Origin of the sequence: Bradyrhizobium sp. 26S5 (assembly GCF_036923295.1) — a bacterium.
In the GTDB taxonomy this organism is placed as follows: Bacteria; Pseudomonadota; Alphaproteobacteria; order Rhizobiales; family Xanthobacteraceae; genus Bradyrhizobium; species Bradyrhizobium septentrionale.
Genome location: NZ_CP145948.1, coordinates 242,533 through 267,037, shown reverse-complemented (window position 1 = coordinate 267,037; position 24,505 = coordinate 242,533). Strand labels below are relative to the sequence as shown.

General features: G+C 64.9%; 21 protein-coding genes. 14 read left to right on the top strand and 7 right to left on the bottom strand.

The genetic code is table 11. The features are described 5' to 3' along the window. Window positions 1–125: 125 nt before the first annotated feature. Window positions 126–2,417, bottom strand: coding sequence for a xanthine dehydrogenase family protein molybdopterin-binding subunit (locus tag V5279_RS01225; RefSeq protein ID WP_338694382.1), 2,292 nt, complete (start codon window positions 2,415–2,417; stop codon window positions 126–128). Next, the gene (locus V5279_RS01220) at window positions 2,414–2,905 is read right to left on the bottom strand and encodes a (2Fe-2S)-binding protein (RefSeq protein ID WP_026192016.1); all 492 of its coding nucleotides are present in this window, start codon (window positions 2,903–2,905) and stop codon (window positions 2,414–2,416) included. The genes V5279_RS01225 and V5279_RS01220 overlap by 4 nt, the downstream gene beginning before the upstream one ends. Before the next feature lie 287 nt (window positions 2,906–3,192). Here V5279_RS01220 and V5279_RS01215 point away from each other — a divergent pair, with 287 nt between their 5' ends. From V5279_RS01215 to V5279_RS01205, 3 genes are read left to right on the top strand one after another with little or no spacing between them, the layout of a single operon-like run. Continuing rightward, window positions 3,193–3,978: an alpha/beta fold hydrolase gene (locus V5279_RS01215; protein ID WP_338694378.1), complete on the top strand. Its 786-nt coding sequence runs from the start codon at window positions 3,193–3,195 to the stop codon at window positions 3,976–3,978. A gap of 21 nt (window positions 3,979–3,999) precedes the next feature. Next, window positions 4,000–4,341 (top strand): hypothetical protein, encoded by a 342-nt coding sequence (locus V5279_RS01210; RefSeq protein ID WP_338694376.1) that lies wholly within the window; start codon window positions 4,000–4,002, stop codon window positions 4,339–4,341. Between the two features lie 57 nt (window positions 4,342–4,398). After that, a complete protein-coding gene (locus V5279_RS01205; RefSeq protein ID WP_338694374.1) occupies window positions 4,399–5,073 on the top strand; it encodes a dienelactone hydrolase family protein in 675 nt (224 codons plus the stop codon). A gap of 117 nt (window positions 5,074–5,190) precedes the next feature. Here V5279_RS01205 and V5279_RS01200 read toward each other — a convergent pair whose 3' ends face one another. The 3 genes from V5279_RS01200 to V5279_RS01190 form a co-directional block, all read right to left on the bottom strand. Next, the gene (locus V5279_RS01200; RefSeq protein ID WP_166212553.1) at window positions 5,191–5,940 is read right to left on the bottom strand and encodes a polysaccharide biosynthesis/export family protein; all 750 of its coding nucleotides are present in this window, start codon (window positions 5,938–5,940) and stop codon (window positions 5,191–5,193) included. Between the two features lie 128 nt (window positions 5,941–6,068). Next, a complete protein-coding gene (gene msrA, locus V5279_RS01195) occupies window positions 6,069–6,728 on the bottom strand; it encodes a peptide-methionine (S)-S-oxide reductase MsrA (RefSeq protein ID WP_338694372.1) in 660 nt (219 codons plus the stop codon). A 131-nt stretch (window positions 6,729–6,859) separates the two neighbouring features. Next, window positions 6,860–7,177 (bottom strand): hypothetical protein, encoded by a 318-nt coding sequence (locus tag V5279_RS01190; RefSeq protein WP_029079418.1) that lies wholly within the window; start codon window positions 7,175–7,177, stop codon window positions 6,860–6,862. A 358-nt stretch (window positions 7,178–7,535) separates the two neighbouring features. Between V5279_RS01190 and rpsT the strand changes: the two genes are divergently transcribed. The 10 genes from rpsT (at window position 7,536) to V5279_RS01140 (ending at window position 20,449) form a co-directional block, all read left to right on the top strand. Beyond that, window positions 7,536–7,802 carry a 30S ribosomal protein S20 gene (gene rpsT / locus V5279_RS01185; RefSeq protein WP_229183203.1) on the top strand — a complete coding sequence of 89 codons (267 nt, stop codon included), beginning with the start codon at window positions 7,536–7,538 and terminating at the stop codon, window positions 7,800–7,802. A gap of 1,242 nt (window positions 7,803–9,044) precedes the next feature. Then, window positions 9,045–10,475 (top strand): chromosomal replication initiator protein DnaA, encoded by a 1,431-nt coding sequence (gene dnaA / locus V5279_RS01180; protein WP_029079416.1) that lies wholly within the window; start codon window positions 9,045–9,047, stop codon window positions 10,473–10,475. Window positions 10,476–10,840: 365 nt separating this feature from the next. After that, window positions 10,841–11,959, top strand: a complete 1,119-nt coding sequence (dnaN, locus tag V5279_RS01175) for a DNA polymerase III subunit beta (RefSeq protein WP_338694365.1) — start codon at window positions 10,841–10,843, stop codon at window positions 11,957–11,959. Between the two features lie 78 nt (window positions 11,960–12,037). Next, window positions 12,038–12,403, top strand: a complete 366-nt coding sequence (locus V5279_RS01170; RefSeq protein ID WP_338701774.1) for an endonuclease domain-containing protein — start codon at window positions 12,038–12,040, stop codon at window positions 12,401–12,403. Between the two features lie 73 nt (window positions 12,404–12,476). Then, window positions 12,477–13,613, top strand: a complete 1,137-nt coding sequence (gene recF, locus V5279_RS01165) for a DNA replication/repair protein RecF (protein ID WP_338694363.1) — start codon at window positions 12,477–12,479, stop codon at window positions 13,611–13,613. Between the two features lie 229 nt (window positions 13,614–13,842). Further along, window positions 13,843–16,278 carry a DNA topoisomerase (ATP-hydrolyzing) subunit B gene (gene gyrB / locus V5279_RS01160; protein ID WP_166300920.1) on the top strand — a complete coding sequence of 812 codons (2,436 nt, stop codon included), beginning with the start codon at window positions 13,843–13,845 and terminating at the stop codon, window positions 16,276–16,278. Between the two features lie 186 nt (window positions 16,279–16,464). Beyond that, window positions 16,465–17,757 (top strand): UDP-N-acetylglucosamine 1-carboxyvinyltransferase, encoded by a 1,293-nt coding sequence (murA, locus tag V5279_RS01155; RefSeq protein ID WP_166300917.1) that lies wholly within the window; start codon window positions 16,465–16,467, stop codon window positions 17,755–17,757. Between the two features lie 150 nt (window positions 17,758–17,907). Next, the gene (locus V5279_RS01150; protein ID WP_338694357.1) at window positions 17,908–19,305 is read left to right on the top strand and encodes an MATE family efflux transporter; all 1,398 of its coding nucleotides are present in this window, start codon (window positions 17,908–17,910) and stop codon (window positions 19,303–19,305) included. 10 nt (window positions 19,306–19,315) lie between these two features. Then, window positions 19,316–19,789: a DUF2867 domain-containing protein gene (locus V5279_RS01145; protein ID WP_338694355.1), complete on the top strand. Its 474-nt coding sequence runs from the start codon at window positions 19,316–19,318 to the stop codon at window positions 19,787–19,789. A gap of 3 nt (window positions 19,790–19,792) precedes the next feature. Beyond that, window positions 19,793–20,449, top strand: coding sequence for a 2-hydroxychromene-2-carboxylate isomerase (locus V5279_RS01140; RefSeq protein WP_338694353.1), 657 nt, complete (start codon window positions 19,793–19,795; stop codon window positions 20,447–20,449). Window positions 20,450–20,456: 7 nt separating this feature from the next. On the opposite strand, the gene V5279_RS01135 is transcribed toward V5279_RS01140, so the two are convergent. Further along, window positions 20,457–21,596 carry an FUSC family protein gene (locus V5279_RS01135; RefSeq protein ID WP_165126966.1) on the bottom strand — a complete coding sequence of 380 codons (1,140 nt, stop codon included), beginning with the start codon at window positions 21,594–21,596 and terminating at the stop codon, window positions 20,457–20,459. Between the two features lie 147 nt (window positions 21,597–21,743). Between V5279_RS01135 and V5279_RS01130 the strand changes: the two genes are divergently transcribed. Continuing rightward, window positions 21,744–23,114, top strand: coding sequence for an MmgE/PrpD family protein (locus V5279_RS01130; protein ID WP_338694348.1), 1,371 nt, complete (start codon window positions 21,744–21,746; stop codon window positions 23,112–23,114). A 955-nt stretch (window positions 23,115–24,069) separates the two neighbouring features. On the opposite strand, the gene V5279_RS01125 is transcribed toward V5279_RS01130, so the two are convergent. Next, on the bottom strand, window positions 24,070–24,360 hold the full coding sequence (locus V5279_RS01125; protein WP_338694346.1) for a DUF1330 domain-containing protein: 291 nt from the start codon (window positions 24,358–24,360) through the stop codon (window positions 24,070–24,072). Window positions 24,361–24,505 lie beyond the last annotated feature (145 nt).

The following is a 24,505-nucleotide window of genomic DNA, read 5'->3' as shown; positions in this document are numbered from 1 at the left end:
TCAGGCCGGCCGGAAATGAAGCCAGCCGGGAGTACCACCGGCGGATCGTGAATTTTTGCGGCGTCGGGCGCAAAAAAACGCCGGAGAGCTGTCGCGCTCTCCGGCGCCTTCATTCGTTCAGGCCATCAAGCCTTCTTCATCGCAGACTTCACGGCCTCCGCGGTGATCGGCAGACCGCGGACGCGGGCGCCGACCGCGTTAAAGACGGCGTTGCCGATCGCCGGCGCCACCACCGTCACCGCAGGCTCGCCGACGCCGGTCGCCTTCTCGCCATTGGCGATGACGTTGACCGCGACTTCCGGCAGCTGGCTCATCCGAAGCGGCGTGTAGGTGTCGAAGTTGGTCTGCTCGATGCCGCCGTCCTTCAACGTCGCCTTCTCGAACAGCGCAAGCGACATGCCCCACAGCGCCGCGCCCTCGACCTGGGCGCGGATGCCATCGGGATTCACCTGCGTACCAACGTCGGTCGCCACCGTCAGCTTCTTCACCGTCACCTCGCCCGATGGCGCAACCGCGACATGGGCGACGCAGGCGGTCCAGCTTGCCGTGGCGCGCTCCTGCGACGACACGCAGGCCACGCCCATGCCTTCACCCTTCGGCAGCTGCTTGGTGCCGTAGCCGGCAAGTCCCATCGCAGCGAGCAAGGTGTTGCGGAGACGCTGCGCGCCGCCGTCATTCTTGCCCTTGCCGTCGAGCAACGAGATGCGCAGCTGTGCCGGGTCCTTGCCGGTCGCATGCGCGATCTCGTCGATCATGCTTTCGACCGCCCAGAACGTCCAGCCCGGCGCCACCGAACGGAGCTGACCCGACGGGGTGGCGTTGTGCGCCATCTCGTTCTTGATCGCCCGCACATAGTGGTTGGGCACGGTGTAGAAGAAGTCCGCCCCGTTCACGGTGAACGAGTCGAGCGGGCCCTTCTTGTCGACCGAGGGCGTGAGGAAATCGGGGATTCCCCAACGCTGGGTCGGCCAGGCCGAGACCACGTCATGGCTCAGCGCGACGATCTTGCCGTCGCCGTCCATGCCGGCCTTTATCTTCTGCAAGGTCAGCGGACGCGAGAAGTCCATCGTCATGTCGTTCTCGCGCGAGTAGATGACCTTGACCGGCTTGCCGACGGCCTTGGCCGCCTGCACCGCCGGCACCATCATGTCGGCGTCGAGACGCCGGCCGAAGCCGCCGCCCAGCCACATCTGGTGCATCACCACGAACTTCGGATCGATCCCGGCGGCGCCGGCTGCGATCGCACCGGAGCGCGTCGCGAACTGGTTGCCGGAATAGATATGCAGGATGTCGCCCTTGAACTCCGCGGTGGCGTTCATTGGCTCCATCGGCGCGTGGATGTTGATGTTGGTGGTGTATTCCGCCTCCAGCACCTTGGCCGCCGTGCCGAACGCCGCGTTCGGATCGCCGTCCTTGACGAAGAACTCGCCGGAATCGCTCAGTCCCTGCAGCCGCTTGGCCTCGGTGAACAACGATTCGCTCGACAGTTTTGCGTTCGGGCCGCTGTCATAGCTGATCTTCAGCGCCTCGGCCGCCTTCTTCGCCTGCGCGAAGGTATTGGCGACCGCGACGACCCAGCCGGTCGTGGTTGCGGTCTTGTCGTCGAGGGTGACGGCCTTGATGAAGCCCGGCAGTTTCTTGGCCGCGCTATCGTCGACCGACTTCACGGTGGCACCGTAACGCACCGGCGGAGTGACCAGCGCGCCGTAGACCATGCCCGGCACCATCACGTCGATGCCGTATTTGGCCGCGCCGTTGACCTTCAACGGAATGTCGATCTGCGGCACCGAGACGCCGATCATGGTGTACTGATCGGGCGTCTTCAGCTTGAGCGCCTTCAGGTCATCCGCCGTGAAGGTCTTGGTCGCCTTGCCGCTCTTCACCACGTCGGCAAACGACATCGACTTCTTCGACTTCGGATGGCTGATCGTGGACGCGCGCACCACCAGCTCGCTGGCCGGCACGCCCATCGCGGCCGCCGCCGCCTCGGTCAATGCGATCCGGCCGGCTGCGCCGGCGCGGCTCATGGCGTCGAAGTTCATCATCGTCGACCAGCTGCCGCCGGTGATCTGCGCGCCCAGCACGGGATCGTTGAACTTCGGATCGTTGGAGGCGAGCTGGACCCGCATGTCCTTCCAGTTCGCGCCGAGCTCTTCGGCCACGATCTGCGCCATGGTCGAGGCGACGTGCTGGCCCATATCGGCCTTGCCGCAGGTCACGGTGACGAGACCGTCCGGCGCGATCGCGTACCAGACGCTCGGCTCGAAATTGGCGGGTGCGGGCGCCGCGAGCGCGTGGTCGATGCCGGGCACGGCGGAGTAGCCGAGCACGAGGCCGGTTGCAGCGGTGCCGACCAGGAAGGAGCGGCGGCTGAGATCGGTCGTCTCGGGAGCGAGGCTTTTCACGTGCTTGTTCATGTGGCCCTCCGCTCGGATCCGGTGGCCGATGCGGTGCGCATGTCGGACGCAGCACGCATGATCGCCTTCTGGATTCGTGAATAGGTCATGCAACGGCAGAGATTGCCGTCCATATGCGCGACCACTTCCTCTTTCGTCGGATTGGTGTTCTTCGACAGCAGCGCCGCCGCCTGCATGATCTGCCCGGACTGGCAGTAGCCGCATTGCGGCACCTGCTCGGCGACCCAGGCCTTCTGCAAGGGATGATCGCCCTTGGCGGAGAGTCCTTCGATGGTGGTGATCTTCTTGCCGACGGCGTCGGCGACGGAGGTCTGGCAGGACCGCACCGCTTCGCCGTTGACGTGGACCGTGCAGGCGCCACAGAGACCGGCGCCGCAACCGAATTTGGTGCCCGTCATCTGCAATTGCTCGCGGATGACCCAAAGCAGCGGCGTGTCATTGGCCGCTTCGACGGACATATTCCGTCCGTTGATATTGAGATTTGGCATCTCTCTCCCCTTCCGGTGTCGGAAGCCGCTTACGGCGGCTACTCACTGTTGGGTCACGCCTGGCGCCCACCGGGTAAGCGACAGTTGCCGAAACAATGATCCGGTTCCCGGCTGGAGGCAATCCAATTTGGAATTGATCGAAAAGAATAAATATCGAAAGCTGCCTGTTGTGCAATGCGGCAACGGCATGAAGCTTTTGAAATGCCAGTATTGATGCCCTATCGATGCCTCCTACCAAGGTCGGTAGCGCTGCCGGACCTGAGATCGACAACAGAAGGAGCCCGTCAATGGCCAAACTCAACCGCAGCGGCCTCGATATCTATTACGAGATCCACGGTAGCGGCCCGCCCCTGATCCTCACCCACGGGTATTCGTCGACCTCGGCAATGTGGCAGGGCCAGATCGAGGCGCTGTCCAAGCGGCACAAGCTCATATTGTGGGACATGCGCGGGCACGGGCTATCAGACTATCCTGACAATCCGGATGCCTACAGCGAGGCGGCGACAGTCGGCGACATCGCCGCCCTGCTCGACGCCGCCGGCGCCGATAAGGCGATCGTCGGCGGCCTGTCGCTCGGCGGCTACATGTCGCTGGCCTTTCATCGCGCCCATCCGGAGCGGGTGGGCGCGCTATTGATCATCGACACCGGCCCTGGATTCAAGAAGGACGACGCCCGCGAGGTCTGGAACCAGCGCGCCCGCGACACCGGCGACCGCTTCGATCGCGAAGGGCTCGAGGTGCTGAAATCGCTGAGCGCCGAGCGCGCCTTGGTCACGCATCGCAACGCCCGGGGCCTCGCACTCGCCGCGCGCGGCATGCTGGCACAGCGCGATGCGCGGGTGATCGAATCATTGCCCGGGATCAAGGTGCCTTCGCTGGTCGTGGTCGGCGCCGACGACACGCCGTTCCTGGCCGCCTCCGACTACATGGCGGCGAAAATCCCTGGCGCGCAGAAGGCGGTGATTCCGAATGCCGGCCACGCCGTCAACATCGACCAGCCGCAGGCCTTCATTGCCGCGGTGTTGCCGTTCCTGGATAGCCTTGAGGCCGGCGTGCCGGGAAAGGCCACGTGAAGAACCTGTGAAGGACAAGCCATGAAATCGATCGCCATCGCCCTGCTGCTCGTGGCGGCCGCAACCGACGCGAGCGCCGAGAAGCTGCCGCCGTTCGGCGGCCCGGCCACGCCGACCTTCACCGCGACACTATCGAACACCACACCGCTGGTGTTCGGCATGGGCGTCGCGGACGCGCAACGCGCGCTCGGCACCCCCTTCACCTATGTCCGCGGACGGCCCGGCAACGAGATTTTCCTGACCTTCCGCGATATCGGCGGCAGCGGACTGTTCCCGCACCATGACCGTCTCTATCTGCAATTCCGCAAGGGCCGGCTCGCCGGTTGGAAAGGCGACTGGGGCGAGAACTGGATGTGGCGCTAGAGCTTCGAACGCGTCACCAAGACCTTCATGCAACCCCCAACATGACAAGGATGGACCATGGGACAAGATATCAAACTGAAAGCGTCAGACGGATTTGAACTCGGCGCCTATCGCGCCGATCCGGCCGGCGCGCCGACAGGCGCGATCGTCGTGATCCAGGAGATTTTTGGCGTCAATCACCACATCCGCTCGGTCTGCGACCGGCTGGCGAAGGAAGGCTATGTCGCGGTCGCGCCGTCGATCTTCGACCGCATCACGCCGAACTTCCAGAGCGGATATTCCGCCGATGAGGTCGCCGAAGCGCGCAAATTCGTCGCCAACCCGGACTTTGCCGCGATGCTGCGCGACAGCCAGGCGGCGATCGATGCGGTGAAACCGGTCGGACCGGTCGGCATCATCGGCTTCTGCCTCGGCGGCAGCATCGCCTATGCCGCCGCCACCAAGCTGACCGGCCTCTCGGCCGCGATCGGCTATTACGGCGGCGCGGTCGTGCGCTTCGCCGACGACAAGCCGACCGTGCCGACGCAGCTGCATTTCGGCGAGAAGGATGCCGGCATTCCCTTGAGCGATGTCGAGACCATCAAGTCGAAGCGCCCCGAGGTCGAAATCTTCATCTATCCGGGCGCGCAGCACGGCTTCCATTGCGACGAACGCGCGAGCTACGACAAGGCGAGCGCCGACATCGCCTGGCCGCGCAGCATGGAATTTTTCGCGAAGCATTTGCGGAAATAGGCCGCAGCTCTTTCCGCCCCGTCATTCCGGGGCGCGCGAAGTGCGAGCCCGGAATCTTGAGATTCCGGGTTCGATGCTGCGCATCGCCCCGGAATGACGAAGGACGTTGTCCTTTCGTCAGAACCAGCGTTCGCCGACGAACACCGTGTCGCCCGGGCCCATCGGCGTGCCCAGCGGCACCACGAAGCGGCCGGAGCCGGACGCATCCGTATGCGTCAGCGTCACGCTGTCGCGGCGGGCGCGCGGCGAGAAGCCGCCGGCAATCGCGACCGCGCTTTCGACGGTCATGTTCGGCACATAGGGATACTGGCCGGGCGCTGCGACTTCGCCGAGGATGAAGAACGGCCGATAGGACTCGATCTCGACCGCCACCGACGGCTCGCGGATGAAGCCGTTGCGCAACCGCGCCGAGATCTCACCGGCGAGACCGGCGGGCGTGCGGCCGCGCGCCGGCACCGAGCCGATCAGCGGCATGGTGATCGCGCCCGCGGCGCCGATCGCATAGGAGTTGGTCAGGCCTTCCTGGCCATAGACCACGACGCGGAGCTTGTCGCCCGGGCCGAGATGATAGCCATTGTCGTAACCGGCGGGCTCACCCGGTGCGGCGGCCAAGACGATCGGGGCGGCGACCGGCGCGGCATATCCATAAGCGGGGGGAGCGCTGGCGAAGGCCGAGCGCAATGCGCTGATCGCCCCGCCGCCGCCAGCATCGGCAACCGGAGCGGGTGCGTGGGCCGGGCCGTAGCTGACGGCATCGACACCTTGCGGGCCGACCGCAACCGGTCCGGACGTGCTCATGCAGCCGGACAACGCGAGCGCAGCCATAACGGCAGTGATCGGCAATCGTAACGCGCGTGCAACCGGCACCGGACTTATCCCTCAACGGCGAGACAAGCCTAGTCTTGCACCACTTATGGTTAATAAAGGGTTTTCGAGGATCGAACGGGAAGCCGGAAAACCCGGCCTCCCATCGATTTGCAGCATCAGGACCGCGCTCAGGCGGCGCTGACGCCGACGCCGATCGGGCAGGACACGCCGGTGCCGCCGAGCCCGCAATAGCCCGCCGGATTCTTGGCGAGATACTGCTGGTGATAGTCCTCGGCGAAGTAGAATTCGCCTGATGGCGCGATTTCGGTGGTGATCGCGCCGAGGCCCTTGGCGGCAAGCGCCTTCTGATACATCGCCTGCGACTCGTCAGCCGCTTTGCGCTGCGCGTCGCTGAACGTGTAGATCGCGGAGCGATACTGCGTGCCGATGTCGTTGCCCTGGCGCATGCCCTGCGTCGGGTTGTGGTTCTCCCAGAACGTCTTCAAGAGCTTCGCGTAGGAGATCTTGTTCGGGTCGAACACCACCAGCACCCCTTCGGTGTGGCCGGTGCGCCCCGAGCACACCTCCTCATAGGTCGGGTTCGGCGTGTGACCGCCGGCATAGCCGACCGCGGTGGTGTAGATGCCGTCGCCGAGTTCCCAGAACTTGCGCTCCGCGCCCCAGAAGCAGCCGAGCCCGAACACCGCCTGTTCGAGGCCTTGCGGATAGGGCGGCGTCAACTTGCTGCCATTGACGAAATGGGTGGTCGCGGTCGGGATCGGCGTCGCGCGGCCCGGCAGCGCCTCGGTGGCGCTCGGCAACGCGGTGGTCTTGCGCATGAACAACATGGATACCTCCGGGCGGGACATCGGCCGACGCGGCAACGGCCTGCGGGCCGGCTGTCACCTATATATGTCCTTACGCAGATGATGGCAGCCCCGTTACTGAGGGCTGCGGCCAAGAGGGGGCTACAGCCCAGTCAGTCCCGCGCGTAGCCGATCAAGGGCTTGCGCGGCCGGAACAGGATCATCAGCAGGATGCCGGCAATGCCGAGCACCGCGAACACTGGCTGCTCCAGAAGCAGGCGGATCACGTCGTTCCAGATCCAGGGTCCGAAGCGATCCACCCAGGCATGAAACGCCTGCTGGCTCGACTGATGGATATCGTTCCAGAACTGGCCGAACTGGGTGAACCGCAGGCTCTGGTCGGCGACGTAGCGCGCCCCGTCATAGACCATGAAGATGAAGCTGCCAGCCAGCAGCAATAGGCCGATCAGACGGAAAAAACCGCGGATCATGCGTCACCCTAACTCCCTGTCGCGCCCGGCGCGCCGTCAGGCCTTACCGGGCGCTCCCCGGAAATTCAACCTCTTCAGCGGCTTATCCGCCCCCCGCAGGCCCGATTTCCGGCCCTTTTTGGGCTCCGAAAGCGTTGACGCTTGAGCCTGCGCCATCTATAAGACCGGCCGATGGCGGCGGGCGCAATCCTGCCGCCGCTGTTCTTTGGACAGTGCCGCATGCGGGGGCAGCATTATGCGCCTTGGCATGGCCGCCTCAAGGACACCTTGGACAAATACATCAGAGTTGAGATTTGAACCGGCCGGTGCGCGCAAGCCCGACCACGAGCGATCACCGCCGAAGGACAGTTAGAGAACCATGGCCAACACCACTTCCGCCAAGAAGGCGACCCGCAAGATTGCCCGCCGCACCATCATCAACAAGTCGCGTCGCACGCAGATGCGTGGCGCGGTGCGCACCGTCGAGGAAGCGATCAAGAGCGGCGACCGCGAGGCGGCACTGAAGGCGATGAGCAAGGCCGAGCCCGAACTGATGAAGGCAGCGCAGCGCAACATCATTCACAAGAACCTCGCGAGCCGTAAGGTGTCGCGTCTCACGCAGAGCATCGCCAAGCTCGCCAAGTGAGCTGACGAGTGAGACGACCAGCGAGCTGACGAAGCAAGCTGACTGAAGAACACATTTGTCACGAAGCCCGGCTCACGCCGGGCTTTTTGTTTTTGTCTCGACTTTTGTCGTGGAAGTTTCATAGCGCGAGAACAATGCGCATTGCTGCGCAACGAACTGCGTGTCATGTTTCGTCGTGTCCGTAGTTCTACCGGCTCGGTATGCTTAACGCATCGCACTCGCGCAGATTGTTCGACGCTAAGCGCGATAAATGGAATAGCGCGCAGCATCGCGCGTTGAAAATGCGAGCGGGGTTACCCTGCAAAAGTAATCGAGAAAAATGACGTCTCGCGAGTTACTTATGCACATAGCGCTGAGCAGCGATTGGAAAAATGACCGGTGCGAGACCAAATGTAAATTTTCTATGAAAAATTTTTGGTATTGCACCGTCATTTGTGACGCGCGCGATTCTGTACGCTGATTCAAAACCTTGCTTTCGCAACTCTGCATCCGCAACGCCTCAACAGTCGCGAAGAGTCACGATCCCCGTCGAATCCACGGATTGTCAGAAAATGCGCTTGGTGTATTTATTTGTTGTTCGCGACGCCCACGGCTCTCCAGATCAGCGCGGTTTGAGACCCAAGGGCGGACGTGCAAATCGGCGGCGGTGTGCGCGTTAGCGACGCTTTCCAAGCGAAGCTAGATTGACAACTCATAGCAATATGAGGACGGTTGGCCTGTGTCAAAATTTCTCCCGCGATGTCCCCGGCAATTTGGGGGATCGAACAAGAGAGACCAGGACAGTCGTCGGAATCCGGCAGCGGGAACGCGAAGCAAGTGAACGGATTGACGGCGACACGCGGCGGCGAAGCGCCGGGCATTTTTAGTGTTCGGTAGCGGCAGTTCGAAACTAAGACACTAGCAAGCTGACAACTTGCCGCGATACGTCGCGGCAGGAGGGGGAGGACTTATGCCTTACGGTATCATCACTGCAGTCGAACCAACGACAGCCGAAGCGCAGATCTCCAGTGGTGCCGTAATCAACCCCTCGGACGCCAGCTCTCACCCCAAGAGACCGTCGAGTACGCGCTGACCTCGCGGGACGCATCTTCTCCAAACAGCTGATCTGTCCGGTGGCGCATGGTCGCCACACGGGAGAGCTTTGTCCGGAGCAGACCGCGCCCGCTGGAGGTCGCGTCGTTGCAGGAAACCTGCACGGCGTTTTCGCAACAATTTTCTCTCAGACTTGGAAGTACGAAGGCTATGACGAATACGGAACAGGATCGCTGGTCGCGGGTGAAGGGACGTCTGCGGACGAGCGTTGGCGAGGACGTTTACACGAGCTGGTTCGCACGGATGGATCTGGAGAGCGTGCACGACGAGAGCGTGCACCTGTCGGTTCCGACCCGGTTCCTCAAGAGCTGGATCCAGGCGCATTACGCCGATCGCGTGCTCTCGTGCTGGCAGGCCGAGATGCCGGAAGTGCACAAGATCGACCTCACCGTGCGCTCCGCGATCCGTGCGATGGCCCCGGCGAAGGAGCCGGTTGCGCCCGTCGAAGCGCGCCGTGTCGAACGCACCGATGGCCGTCCGGCGCCTGAACTGCGCTCGTTCGCGACCGCGCCGGTGTCCGCTAGCCATGACGCGCTCGGCGGCTCGCCGCTCGATCCGCGCCTGACCTTTGCAAGCTTCGTCGTCGGCCGGTCCAACACGCTGGCCCACGCGGCGGCGCGCCAGGTCGCGGAAGGACGCCGCGGCGATCCGGTGATGTTCAACCCGCTCTACATCCATGCCGGCGTCGGCCTCGGCAAGACGCATCTGCTGCAGGCGGTGACCTGGGCCGGCAATTCCGGCGGCGAGCGCAAGGTGCTGTATCTCACCGCCGAGAAGTTCATGTACGGCTTCGTCGCGGCGCTGAAGACGCAGACGGCGCTGGCGTTCAAGGAAGCGCTGCGCGGCATCGACGTGCTTGTCATCGACGATCTGCAGTTCCTGCAGGGCAAATCGACGCAGGCCGAGTTCTGCCACACGCTGAACGCGCTGATCGATGCCGGCCGCCAGGTCGTGATCGCGGCCGACCGTCCGCCGTCGGATCTGGAAAGCCTCGACGACCGCGTGCGCTCGCGGCTCGCCGGTGGTCTGGTGGTCGAGATGGCTTCGCTCGGCGAGGAACTGCGGCTCGGCATCCTCAAGTCGCGCGTCGCCGCGGCCCGCGTCCACCACGCAAGCTTCGAGGTGCCGGAGGAAGTGCTGGACTATCTGGCGCGCACCATCACCCATAATGGCCGCGACCTCGAAGGCGCGATCAACCGCCTGCTGGCGCACTCCAAGCTCAACAACCAGCCGGTGACGCTTGAGATGGCCGAGCGCGAGGTGCGCGATCTGATCCGCCCGCAGGAGCCGAAGCGGATCAAGATCGAGGACATCCAGCGCGTGGTCGCCCGGCAGTACAATGTCAGCCGCTCCGACCTCTTGTCGTCCCGCCGTACCGCCAATGTAGTGCGCCCGCGTCAGGTTGCGATGTATCTGGCGAAGACGCTGACGTTGCGTTCGCTGCCGGAGATCGGCCGGCGCTTCGGCGGCCGCGACCACACCACGGTGCTACACGCCGTGCGCAAGATTGAGGCACTGGTCGCCAAGGACACGACGCTGTCGGAGGAAGTCGAATCGCTGAAGCGGCAGCTGCAGGAATAAGGCCGTCGCGTCAGGCTGAAGCGTTTTCGAGCGAAGTGGGTACCGGTTCGCGTCAAGAAAACGCGTCAAAACCAGAATCAAGAGCCGCGTTCCGATTAATCGGAACGGAGAAGGCTCTGGTTCGTTCCATAGCCCTCTCCTTTTCAAGGGGGAGGGCTAAACTTTTTTCCGGCCCAAAACGTGGGGAACGGGGCCCGTTTGGCGCCCGTTTCCCTTGCACCGGCCGCCCATCCGCGCCACCTTGCGGTCCCCCCGTGGGTTTGATCAAATCCGGTATTGATCGGGCTTTTCGGGTTTCCAACGCCGCGGTGCTGCCCTGAACGGCCGCCCGGCTTTTCCATCTGAGGGATCTGGCGGGTATTGCAATGAAGGTCACCGTCGAGCGCGCGCAACTGCTGAAATCGCTGGGTCACGTTCACCGCGTGGTCGAGCGCCGCAACACCATCCCGATCCTCGGCAACGTGTTGATCCGCGCCGAGGGCGCCAAATTGTCGCTGAAGGCGACCGACCTCGACCTCGAGGTAACGGAAACGCTGGCCGCCGAGACTGGAACCGCGGGCTCGACCACGGTGCCGGCGCACATGTTCTACGACATCGTGCGCAAACTGCCCGACGGCTCGCAGATCGTGCTGGAAGCCGACGGCGACCGCTCGGTGCTCGCGGTGAAGGCCGGGCGCTCGCGCTTCACGCTGCAGACGCTGCCCGAGAGCGACTTCCCCGGCCTTGCCGCCGGCGACATGACGCACTCGTTCTCGCTGCCGGCCTCCGACATCAAGCGCCTGATCGACCGCACGCAGTTTGCGATCTCGACCGAAGAGACCCGCTACTACCTCAACGGCATCTATCTGCACGCGGCCGGCAGCGCCAAGGCGGCGACGCTGCGCGGGGTTGCGACCGACGGGCATCGCCTGGCCCAGATCGACCTCGCGCTGCCCAATGGCGCGACCGGCATGCCGGGCGTGATCGTTCCGCGCAAGACGGTCGGCGAGGTGCAGCGGCTGATCGAGGGCGACGACGCCGAGATCTCGATCGAGCTGTCGGACGGTAAGATCCGCTTCACGCTCGGCAATGTGGTGCTGACCTCGAAGCTGATCGACGGCACCTTCCCGGACTATGGCCGCGTCATTCCGCAGAACAACGACAAGGAACTGGTCGTCGACAAGAAGGATTTCGAGGCCGCGGTCGACCGCGTCTCGACCATTTCCAGCGAACGCGGCCGCGCCGTGAAGCTCGCTTTGTCCGCCGGCAAGCTGGTGCTCTCGGTGACCAATCCGGATTCCGGCAGCGCCACCGAGGAGCTCGAGGTCGAATACGCCTCCGACGCGCTCGATATCGGCTTCAACTCGCGCTACCTGCTCGACATCGCGGCCCAGATCGAGGGCGAAGTCGCGGTGCTCAAGCTCGCCGATCCCGGCTCGCCGACCCTGGTGCAGGACAAGGACAGCAAGGGCGCACTCTACGTGCTGATGCCGATGCGGGTGTGATTTTGCTCACCACGCGGACAACTGCACCCTCTCCCCTTGTGGAAGAGGGTGGCGCCGAAGGCGCCGGGTGAGGGGTTGGTGCCGCGAACGCCGCACCATCGCCCGACCGATGAACGCCTCCGCAGTTTCGCAAGGAGGATGCGTCGTGAGCCGACCGACGCAGAGGCCAAGATGTGGCGCCTGCTGCGCGATCGCCGGCTCTCGCACCTGAAGTTTCGAAGACAGGTACCCTTTCAGAACTACATTCTCGACTTCGCGTGCTTCGAAAAGCGCGTCATCATCGAAATCGACGGAGGTCAGCACGCTTCGTCGCAACGAGATGCATCCAGGACTGACGCCCTCGCGGCGGAAGGCTTTCAGGTCTTGCGCTACTGGAACAATGACGTATTGCGGGCGCCCGGGGCAGTGCTGGAAGACATTGTCGCCAAGCTTGCCGAGCTGTGAGATACCCCTCACCCGTCGCCTCACTTCGTGAGGCGCCACCCTCTCCCACAGGGGGAGAGGGGAAGGAAGATAGATGACCCCGTCCCGCATTCATCGCCTGTCGCTGACGCATTTCCGCAATTACGGGACGGCGACGCTGCAGGTCGCGGGCGACATGGTGGTGCTGGTCGGCCCGAACGGCGCCGGCAAGACCAATTGCATGGAGGCGATCTCGTTCCTGTCACCGGGCCGCGGGCTGCGCCGCGCGACGCTGGAGGACATCGCCGACAATCAGGGCGACGGCTCCTGGGCGGTCTCGGCCGAGGTCGAGGGCGCACTGGGCCTCGCCACGCTCGGCACCGGCATCGATCCGCCGACCGCCGAGGCGAGCAACACACGGCGCTGCCGGATCGATCGCGAACCGGTGGGTTCCGCAACCGCGTTCGGCGATCATCTGCGCATGGTGTGGCTGACGCCCGCGATGGACGGCCTGTTCATGGGCGCCGCGTCCGAGCGGCGGCGCTTCTTCGACCGCCTGGTGCTGGCGATCGATTCCGAGCATTCCAGCCGCGTCTCGGCGCTGGAGCGCTCGCTGCGCTCGCGCAACCGGCTGCTCGAGGTGCGCAACTACGACGACCATTGGTGTGACGCGATCGAGCGCGAGACCGCGGAGCTTGCGGTCGCGGTCGCCGCATCGCGCGGCCAGACCGCCGCCAAGCTCGCTGTGATGCTGCGCGAGCGCGGCGCAGCCTCGGCCTTCCCGTCCGCCGAAATCATGCTCGACGGCTGGATGGAGAATGCGCTGCTGCAGGAGCCTGCAACAGCGGTCGAGGACCGCTACCGCGAGATCCTGCGCGCCAGCCGGTCGCGCGACGCCGCCGCCGGACGCACGCTCGACGGCCCGCATCTGACCGATCTGCAGGTGGTCTACGCGCCGAAGAACATGCCGGCCCGCGATGCCTCGACCGGCGAGCAGAAGGCGCTGCTGATCGGGCTGGTGCTGGCGCATGCCACGATGGTCGCGGAGATGACCGGCATCGTGCCGTTGCTCTTGCTCGACGAGGTCGTCGCCCATCTCGATCCCAACAGGCGCAAGGCGTTATTCGACGAGCTCGCCAAGCTTGGCGCGCAGGTCTGGATGACCGGCGCGGATCCGGCCGCCTTCACCGACATCGGCCCCCGAGGGGAGATTTTCGACGTCGAATCCGGCCGCGCCACACCGCGCGGCTGAGGCGTCGAATCAGCCTCCATGAAGGGTCCGAATCTGCCGCCGAATCGGGCTTTTCAGAGCCTCCGGAATCGGCCTTTGAAGACCTTGAAAAAGGCCTAAAAAATCCTATCTATTCAATAGTTTGTGGACAGAGACTTTGCGCTAGGCGCAACTCCTCTTTCATGGCACAAATAGCAGGATCAGCGCCCCATATTGCGCCGCTGATTCGGGACATCCTCGAAGGCCTCACATGACAGAACCTGCCCGGCAGACCCCTGCCGAATCTGAGCATCCCATTCCGGCCGAATACGGCGCGGAATCGATCCGGGTGCTGAAGGGCCTCGACGCCGTCCGCAAGCGGCCCGGCATGTATATCGGCGATACCGACGACGGGTCCGGCCTGCACCACATGGTCTACGAGGTCGTCGACAACGCGATCGACGAAGCACTCGCGGGCCATGCCAGCCGCGTCCTGGTCACTCTCAACGCCGACAATTCCGTCACCGTATACGACGACGGCCGCGGCATTCCGGTCGACATCCACAAGGGCGAAGGCGTCTCGGCGGCCGAGGTCATCATGACCCAGCTCCATGCCGGCGGAAAATTCGACCAGAATTCCTACAAGGTGTCCGGCGGCCTGCACGGCGTCGGCGTCTCCGTCGTCAACGCGCTCTCCAGCAAGCTGGGCTTGCGGATCTGGCGCGACGACAAGGAGCACTACATCGAATTCGCGCACGGTGATGCCGTGGCGCCGCTCAAGGTGGTCGGCGATGCCCCGGGCAAGCGCGGCACCGAGGTCACTTTCCTCGCCTCCCCCGAGACCTTCAAGAACATCGAATATGATTTCGCGACGCTCGAGCACCGGCTGCGCGAGCTCGCCTTCCTCAATTCCGGCGTCAACATCGTGCTCTCCGACATGCGTCACGCCGTCGAGAAGCGCGAGGAGATGCACTATTCCGGCGGCGTCGAGGAATTCGTCAAATATCTCGATCGCAACAAGAAGGCGATCGTGCCGGCGCCGATCATGGTGCGCTCGGAAGCCAACGGCATCGGCGTCGAAGCCGCGCTGTGGTGGAACGACAGCTACCACGAGAACGTGCTGTGCTTCACCAACAACATCCCGCAGCGCGACGGCGGCACCCATCTGGCCGGCTTCCGCGGCGCGCTGACGCGCCAGGTCAACGGCTATGCCGAGGCCAATGCGAAGAAGGAAAAGATTGCGCTGACCGGCGACGATTGCCGCGAAGGCCTCACCGCGGTGCTGTCGGTGAAGGTGCCCGATCCGAAATTCTCGTCGCAGACCAAGGACAAGCTGGTGTCCTCGGAGGTTCGACCGGTGGTCGAGAACGTCCTGAACGAGGCGCTTGCCGCCTGGTTCGAGGAGAATCCGAAGGAAGCCAAGGAAATCGTCGGCAAGGTGATCCAGGCCGCCGCGGCCCGCGAGGCTGCGCGAAAAGCCCGCGAGCTGACGCGCAAGAGCCCGCTCAGCGTCTCCTCGCTGCCCGGCAAGCTCGCCGACTGCCAGGAGAAGGATCCGGCCAAATCCGAACTGTTCATCGTCGAGGGTGACTCGGCAGGCGGCAGCGCCAAGCAGGGCCGCAACCGCGAATTCCAGGCGGTGCTGCCGCTGCGCGGCAAGATCCTCAATGTCGAGCGCGTGCGTCCCGACAAGATGCTGTCGTCCGAGCAGATCGGCACGCTGATCACCGCGCTCGGCACCGGCATCAGCGACGATTTCTCGGTCGACAAGCTGCGCTATCACAAGATCATCGTGATGACCGACGCCGACGTCGACGGCGCCCATATCCGCACGCTGCTGCTGACTTTCTTCTATCGCCAGATGCGCTCGATCATCGATGGCGGCTATCTCTATATCGCCCAGCCGCCGCTCTATAAGGTCTCGCGCGGCAAGTCCGAGCAATATCTGAAGGACGAGCGCGCGCTGGAGGATTATCTGATCGCGACCGGGCTCGACGAATGCGTCTTCAAGCCGGCCTCCGGCGACGACCGCTCGGGCCGCGACCTGCGGTCGCTGGTCGAGGACGCAAGGGTGATCCGCTCGGTGCTGCGCAACCTGCACAGCCGCTACAATCGCGCGGTGATCGAGCAGGCCGCGATCGCGGGCGTGCTGACCCCCAGGATCACCGGCGATATCGAGACCGCCAACTCCGCGGCTGATTACATCGCCAAGCGGCTCGACGCAGTTGCCGACGAAGTGGAGCGCGGCTGGGTCGGCACCTTCACCGAAGGCCAGGGCTTCCAGTTCGAGCGCACCGTGCGCGGCGTCAAGGAAGTGGCCGTGATCGACGACGCCTTTCTCGGCTCGGCGGATGCACGCAAGCTCGACGAATATGCGACCAGGCTGCAAGAGATTTACGTGCGGGCGGGCAAGCTCCGGCGCAAGGATATCGAGCAAATCATCCACGGCCCGATCGACCTGTTCGAGGCCGTGACCGATGCCGCCCGCAAAGGCGTCTCGCTGCAGCGCTACAAAGGCCTTGGCGAAATGAATCCAGAGCAGCTCTGGGAGACCACGCTGGACAAGGAGGCGCGCTCGCTCCTGCAGGTGAAGATCAAGGAAGTCGACGAGGCCGACGATATCTTCACCAAGCTGATGGGCGACGTGGTCGAACCGCGCCGCGAGTTCATCCAGGACAATTCGCTCAGCGCCACCATCGACATCTAAAGGCCTGCGCCCCGACCAAATGACGCATCCGTGACAGCGCGATCGGCACTGTCGCACGGCTACCTTTCGGGTGGATGCTGCATCGGAAACTGTGTTACGGTGCCGAACTGCCATTGATTCCGTTGTGGAATTTTGAATGGCCGAGTCCGAATCCAAGTCTGCATGATGCGTTAGGGGACATTCCGCGTGCCGCCGATCCAATACATCGTCGAAGGCGGCCGCCGCCTTTCGGGCACCATTGAGCCGTCGGGCAACAAGAATTCCGCGCTGCCGATCATCGCCGCGGCGCTGTTGACCGAGCACCCGGTCACGCTGACCAACGTGCCGCGCATCCGCGATACCGAAACGCTGGTCGAGCTGTGCCGTTCGGTCGGCGCCGCCGCCGAATGGACCGAGCGCAACACGCTGCAGATCCACGCCAAGGAGATCCGCGCCGCCGATCTCGACCCGGCGCTGTGCGCGCGCATCCGCGCCTCGATCCTGCTCGCGGGTCCGCTGCTCGCCCGTTGCGGTGAGGTCGCACTGCCGCCGCCCGGCGGCGACGTGATCGGCCGCCGCCGGCTCGACACGCACTTTTTGGCCTTCGAGCAGCTCGGTGCCACCGTGACCGCGACGCACCGGCTCGAATTCCGCGCCTCGCGGCTGAAGGGCGCCGATGTGTTCCTCGACGAGCCCAGCGTCACCGCGACGGAGAACGCGCTGGTCGCCGCCGTCGCCGCCCGCGGCACCACCTATCTGCGCAACGCGGCCTCCGAGCCGCATGTGCAGGACCTCGCGAATTTCCTGGTCGCGCTCGGCGCCAAGATCGAAGGCATCGGCACCAACACCATCACCGTGCACGGGTCGGCGACGCTCGGCGGCACGACCTACGCGATCCAGCCCGACCATATCGAGGTCGGCTCGCTGATCGGGCTTGCCGCGGTGACCCGCTCGCCGCTGCGCATCGCGCGCGCCGGTGTCGAGCATCTGCGCTCGATCCGGATGGGCTTTGAGCGGCTCGGCATCGTCTGCGGCGTCGAGGGCGACGACCTCGTCGTGCCGTCGAACCAGACCATGAAGATCCAAGATGATTTCGGCGGCCATGTGCCGAAGCTCGAGGACCAGCCCTGGCCGGCGTTCCCGGCCGATCTGATGTCGATCGCGATCGTCACCGCGACGCAGTGCGACGGCGTCATCCTGATGCACGAGAAGATGTTCGAGTCGCGGATGTTCTTCGTCGACAATCTGATCGCGATGGGCGGCCGCATCGTATTGTGCGACCCGCATCGCGCGATCGTCGCCGGCCCCAGCCGGCTGCGCGGCGCGCCGATGAGCTCGCCCGACATCCGCGCCGGCATGGCGATGCTGCTTGCCGCGGTTTGTGCCGAGGGCACCTCCACCATCAACAACGCCGACCAGATCGAGCGCGGTTATGAGCGGATCGAGGAGCGGCTCAACGCGCTCGGCGCCAGGATCAAGCGGATCCCGGCACGCTCGTGATCCGGGCACGATCCGGAAACGCGCAAAGCGGTTTTCCGGTCGGATCATGCTCCAACAACAACTCAGGGCACGACGACCTCTGCGTGAGATCGTCGCGTTTGGGCAGCTTGGCCATCCTTCCGGCCGGTTTGCCGTGCTAGGCGTGCCATCATGACCTGCATCGACAAGATCGACCCGGCCGCGTCGCGCGCGGCCGTCGTCCCCTCTCGCAAGCTGCTCACGGCCGAGCTCGCGGAAACGCTGAAGCTCGCGGTGCCGCTTGCGCTGACGCAGCTTGGGCAGATCGCGATGATGACGACCGACCTCGCCTTCATCGGGCGGCTCGGCAGCGAGAACGTCGCCGCCGCGGCGCTGGCGCACACCGTGTACTTCGTCAGCTTCACCATCGGCATGGGCATGATGTCGGCGGTCTCGCCGCTGGCGGCGCAGGCGTTCGGCGCGCGCAACCCACGCGTGATGCGGCGCGCGCTGCGGGTCGGGCTGTGGGCCGCCTTCTTCATGGTGCTGCCGCTGATGGCGCTGCCGTTCCAGGGCGAGCGCATCCTGCTCGCGCTCGGCCAGAGCCCGGCCACCGCGCATCTGGCGCAGCAATATCTGTTCGGGCTGGCCTGGGGCATCCTGCCGGCGCTGTGGTTCATCGCGCTCCGCGGCTTCATGAGCGCGGTGAACCGGCCCGAGCCGGTGCTGTGGATCACGCTCGCCGCGATCCCGGCCAACGCGCTGATGGTCTACCTGTTGCTCTACGGCAAATGGGGCATGCCCGAGCTCGGCATGTTCGGCGCCGGACTTGCGACCACGATCGTCAATCTCGCCACCTTCCTCGCCGGCGTGTGGTTCGCGGCGCGCCGCCGCCCGTTCCGCAGGTACCACGTCTTCAGCCGCGTCTGGCGCATCGACTGGCCGTTGATGGGCAAGCTGGTCGCGGTCGGCGCGCCGATCTCGATCGCCTTCCTGCTGGAGTACGGCCTGTTCGGTGCGGCCGGCCTGTTGATGGGGCTGATCAGCACCACGGCGCTGGCCGCACACCAGATCGCGCTGCAGATCGCGGCGATCCTGTTCATGGTGCCGTTCGGCGTCAGCATGGCCGCCACGGTGCGGGTCGGCCAGGCCGTCGGCCGCCGCGACACCGAGGCGGTGCAACGCGCCGGCTTTGTCGCGGTCGCGCTCGCCGGCGTGTTCATGAGCGTCATGACGCTCGCGGTGATCCTGGCCCGCTTCGAGATCGCGGCGCTGTTTCTCGGCGAGGCCTCCGACGCCACCGCGCAGCTCACCGCGGCGCTGCTCCTGATCGGCGCCACCTTCTTCATTGCCGACGGTGTGCAGACCACCACCGCCGGCGCGCTGCGCGGCATGAACGACACCCAGGTGCCGCTGCTGTTCGCCGTCATCAGCTATTGGCTGGTGGGATTCGCATCGGCCTCCGCGCTTGCCTTCTGGGCGAAGCTCGACGCCGCCGGCGTCTGGATCGGGCTGTCGCTCGGGACTGCTGTCTATGCGACCCTCCTGATCTTGCGTTTCCGCCTGCTGGCACGCAGACTGGTTGGATGAAGGTTGCCCGATGAAGGTTGACGAGGTCACGCCGAACGTGGATCCCGCCGCGCTGCTCGCCGGCGCGCAATTCATCGATGCGTTCAGGATCGCGACCACGCATCGCGATCTCGATGCCCGGCACGCCGCTGAGGCCATGGTGGCGCGGCAGCCGCGCTGGATCGAGTGGCTGATCGCTCTGCGCAATCTCCTGGTCGCGCCGCTCGGCCTGAAGACCTCGGGCGCAGCCGACGGCGTGGCGCGCGACATGATCGGGATATTCCCGGTGGTCAGCGAAACGCCGGAGCGGCTGGTCGCGGGCTTCAACGACAAGCATCTCGACTTCCGGCTCGTCGTCGACGTCGCGCCCGAAGGACCCGCGCGCAGCATCACCGCGACCACGCTGGTGCTCACCCACAACAGGATCGGGCGCGCCTATCTCGCGGTGATCCTGCCGTTCCATCGCCTGATCGTGCCGGCGATGCTGCGCAAGGCCGGAGGCTAGCGCATGACCCTGTCGGTCGACCTGTTCTTCTCGTTCCGCAGCCCGTACAGCTATCTGGCGCTGCCGAAGACGCTGCAGATGGTCGCCGACTATGACGTCGCGGTGAATTTGCGGCCGGTCTATCCGCTCGCGGTGCGGGTGCCCGGCTTCTTCAAGAAGACCGATCCGCGCTTCGCCCGCTATGTCGTGCTCGATTCCAGCCGGGTCGCCAAGCACGAGAACATCCCGTTCCGCTTTCCGCGCCCGGACCCGATCGTGCAGGACATGACGACGCTCGACGTCGCCGAACACCAGCCCTACATCCATCGGCTGACCCGGCTCGGCGCCGCAGCCCAGCTCGAGGGGCGCTCGCTTGCCTTCACTGCCGCGATCAGCCGGGTGCTTTGGGACGGCTCGGTGAAGGGCTGGAACGAGGGCGATCATCTGGCAGTGGCCGCGACCGCTGCCGGCTTCGATCTCGCCGCGATGGACGCGGCCATCGTGGCCGATCCCGATCGCTATGAAGAGGTCATCAAGGGCAACGAGCACGCGCACGCCGCGTCCGGCCATTGGGGCGTGCCGACCTTTGTGTTCGAGAACGAACCGTTCTTCGGTCAGGACCGTATCGACCTCCTGATCTGGCGCATGGAGAGCAAGGGCCTGACGCGCCGCACAGCGTAGTCCGCGATCATGCCGCGCTCTTCTCCGGTGTATCAGCGACGATCTTCTCGGAAGCTTCCTCGCTCGTGCACCAATTGCCGTGACAGCGCTTGAGATCGTTGAGGTTCTGCCGCATCTGCTCGAGCGAGAAGCCGAGCGCGTAGAAGCGTTCGGCGGCATCGACCGGCAGGCCGCGGATCAGGCCATCCCTGCGGACCGCGCCAACCTCCTCGGTGTAGGCGTGCAGCGCGTCGTCGACCGGCGCCATGTCGGCCGGGCCGCTGCCGGCACGCAAGGCGGTCGCGACCGCCACCATATAGCTGACGATCGCCTTGCTGACGTCGGCGAGCGGCCGCGCCAGCCTGGCCTGGATATCGGCCGGCAGCGGCACCACACAGGCCCGCCCGATCATCACGACATCATGCCGCAACCGCTGGATCGTGCGCAGCAGCGGCCCGGTATCCGGCCCCGACGACAGATGCATGGAGCGCTCGCGCTCGGCCTCGAGGCCGGTCGCATGCAAATTGGTAATCGCGGTGCCGATGCCGTCCTGGATCCGGTGCAGCGCGTCGTTGTCGAGACCGCGGGTCAGGCCGGCGAGCAATTCGGCGAATGCCGCGGATAGCAGTTCCAGCAGCTTTGAAGCATTGACCCTGATCTGGCTGACCGCGCGCGACGGCAGCACCAGGAACGAGATCGCAAGCCCGGTGAGCGCGCCGACCGTGACCTCGAGGACGCGGTCGATCGCCGAATCCAGCGGGTTGGAGTGATGCATCGTCGGCAGCAGCAGCACGATCACCGCCGTCACCGTCGCCGAGTTCAGGCTGGGATTGAGCGCGGCGATGAAGGCGAGCGGCACGATCGCCAGCACCAAGAGCGCCAGCAGGCTGCCCTCGCCGGAATGTGGGATCAGAACCGCGATCGCGCCGCCATAGATCGCGCCGCCGATGGTGCCGAGCATGTAGTCGCGGGTCGCCTTCAGCGAGCGGCCGACGCTCATTTGCGTGACGATCAGCGAGGTCAGCACCGCCCATAGCGGTAGCATCAGGTTCAGCGCCAGCGCGATGGTATAGGCCGCGACGCCCGCGGACGCGATCCGGACCGCCAGCGCCAGCTGGGTCTTGCGGGTCCAAAGCTGGTCGTACATGCGTTTTGCGAAGGTCCTCATGCACCCTGATCCGCAATCAATGGAAAGGCCCGTGTTACATGATTTGAAGCCAAGCGAGTTGGAGCATGGCTGCTGCCCGCGGCGGCAAGGTGGCTTGAAAGGACAAACCCGCCCGCCTACCCTGCGCCGCAAAATTGAGGAAACACGATGGCCCACGAAACCGCAACGCTCGCCGCCTACGTCGCCGACCTGAAATATGGCGACATCCCGCCGGAGGTGCTGGAGCGCGCCAAGGTTTTGACGCTGGACTTCCTGGGCAGCGCGATCCGCGCCCGCCGCGACGCGGAATCGACGCCCTCGCTGATGAAGATGCTGGAGGCGCTGGCGCTCGACGGCAAGGGCGAGGCCACCGTGTTCGGCGACACCAAGACCTGGACGCCGGCGGTCGCGGCGCTGCTCAACGGCGCGCTCGGCCATTCGCTCGACTTCGACGACACCCACGCCGATTCCTCGCTGCATCCGAGCGCGCCGGTGGTGCCCGCTGCGTTTGCGGTCGGCGAGATGGTCGGCGCCTCCGGCCGCGACGTGCTGACCGCGATCGTCGCCGGCTATGAAGTGTGCTGCCGGCTCGGCAATGCGCTCGACCCGACCTCGCATTACGCCCGCGGCTTCCACCCGACCGCGACCGCCGGCACCTATGGCGCCGCGGCGGCGGCGGCAAAACTGTTCGCCCTGTCGAAGGAGCAGATCATCTCCGCCTTCGGCGTCTCCGGCAGCCAGGCCGCGGGCTCGCTGCAGTTCCTGGTCAACGGCGCCTGGAACAAGCGCTACCAGGTCGGCGCCGCCGCGATGAACGGCGTGATCGCCGCGACGCTTGCGCGCAACGACTTCGTCGGCTCGAGCGAGGCCGTCGAGGGCAAGCACGGCCTGCTGGTCGGCTACAGCGACAATGCGCATCCGGACAAGGCGGTGGCGGGCCTGGGCCACACCTACGAGACGCTGAAGATCGGCGTAAAACCGTATCCGAGCTGCCGCTACACCCATGCCGCGATCGACGCACTGATCGCGATGCGGCGCGAGCACAATCTGACCCCGGACCAGATCAAGAAGGTCGAGATCGGCCTGCACCGCAACGGCATCACGCTGACCGGCGACGTCGCCACCAAGCGCCATCCGACCTCGGTGGTCGGCGGCCAGTTCTCGATGTTCTTCACCGGCGCGATCGCGCTCGACCAGGGCCATTTCGGCTGGGACGATTACGGCCGGCTTGGCGATAAGGCAATCGACGCGCTCGCCGACAAGTTCGACGTGGTGCAGGACGACCGCCTCGAGGTCGGCCGCACCCACCCATTCGGCGCCCGCGTCTCGATCACCACCGACGACGGCGTGCATGAGCGCCTCTATGCCGATCCCTCGGGCGAGCCGACCTCGTTCCCCGATGCGCAGGCGATGCAGCAGAAATTCCTGACGCTGGCCCGCCCGGTGCTCGACAAGCGCGCCGACCAGCTCGCCGACGCGATCCTGACGCTGGAGCGGTTCGATCGCGTTGAGAAGGCGACGCAGTTGGGACGGCAGTAGGGCTGCGCTCGTCGTCGCGGCGCAAGCGCCACACCCACCGCTGTCGTCCCGGCGAAGGCCGGGACCCATAGCCACAGGGTTGAGTTGTTGGAAACAGGCCGTGGCCCCAGCGTCACGCAACAATTGGCGCATTTGTGGTAATGGGTCCCGGCCCCCGTGCGCAATTGCGCACTAGGCCGGGACGACACCGAATATGCGGCGCGGGTTGTGAGTCAAACCTCCGCGTTCTCGCGACATGAATCGTCCGAGCTTTGCTCTTTCGTTCCGCCCTCTCTCTTGCAGAGGGCGCAGGGAAAGCCGGGTGCCGATCGCACCCGTGGGCCCCGAGCAAAAGGTAGAAAGCACGGGGGTAGGACCACAGGTGTAACCGGAGCAATCCGGCTTTCCCTGCGCGATGGGTTACGGCTTATTTCGTGCTCTCCCCGGCGAGACTGGGCTTGTTTGTCACCGCCTTCGCAAGACGCTTTCGCGCTTTGCTTGGGACACCGGCCACTAGGGCGTCAGGACCACACGACTTCACCGTCCGCGTCACATGCGTTCGTCGCTCGCATGATCAGCGTCCACCGCATCTCACACCGCGTTCGTGACGACCGCGAAGCGCCCCTCGATCGGGTGAGACGGGCAAACCATACACCGGGTTATATTTCTGATAAAGCGAAGTATTTTTACCGTCCGGGCTTGACCCGTCGGGCAACTCAGTGATTGAGCGCGTAAGGGAGCCACAGATGGAAGGGTTCACTCCCCCCTTGCGGGGGAGGGTTAGCGAGAGGGGTGTCACACGGCGTGCGCTCTCCGTATCTTTTGTGACGAGAGACAAAAGCATTTGCGAGGGCGATGCGTTCATCGAACATCTGAGCCCGCGGCTTACCCCTCTCCCCAACCCTCCCCCGCAAGGGAGGAGGGAGCCTGAGAGGTGTGCTCACCTCACTGCAATGTCCGAGCGTGCGAGGCTCGCCTACTCCGCGCCATCGATGATCACAAAATCCCCATCCGAATATTTCTGCCGGATCGCTTTCGCGGCCTGATATTCGGGGCAGGTGTAGCATTCCATCGCGGTAGCGCGATCCTTGAACTCGATGACGAAGTTGCGCTGGCGGGTCGCGCCTTCCATCAGCTCATAGGGACCGTTGCGCACGATGAAGTTGGCGCCGTATTTCGCGAACACCGGCATCGCGGCAGCGAGATATTCGGGATAGCGGGCTTCGTCGTGAACCGTGACGTGCACGATCCAGTAGGCTTTCGGCATGATGGTCTCCGGCTGAGGCAATCTGAGGGAACTGCGGCGCATCTGGTGCGAGATGCGCCGCGGCATCAGAAAATTCCTCACGCGGAGATTCAAATCACGATCGCGCGGGTGTGTGACGTGCTAGAGCTATTTCCGTTCCGATGGA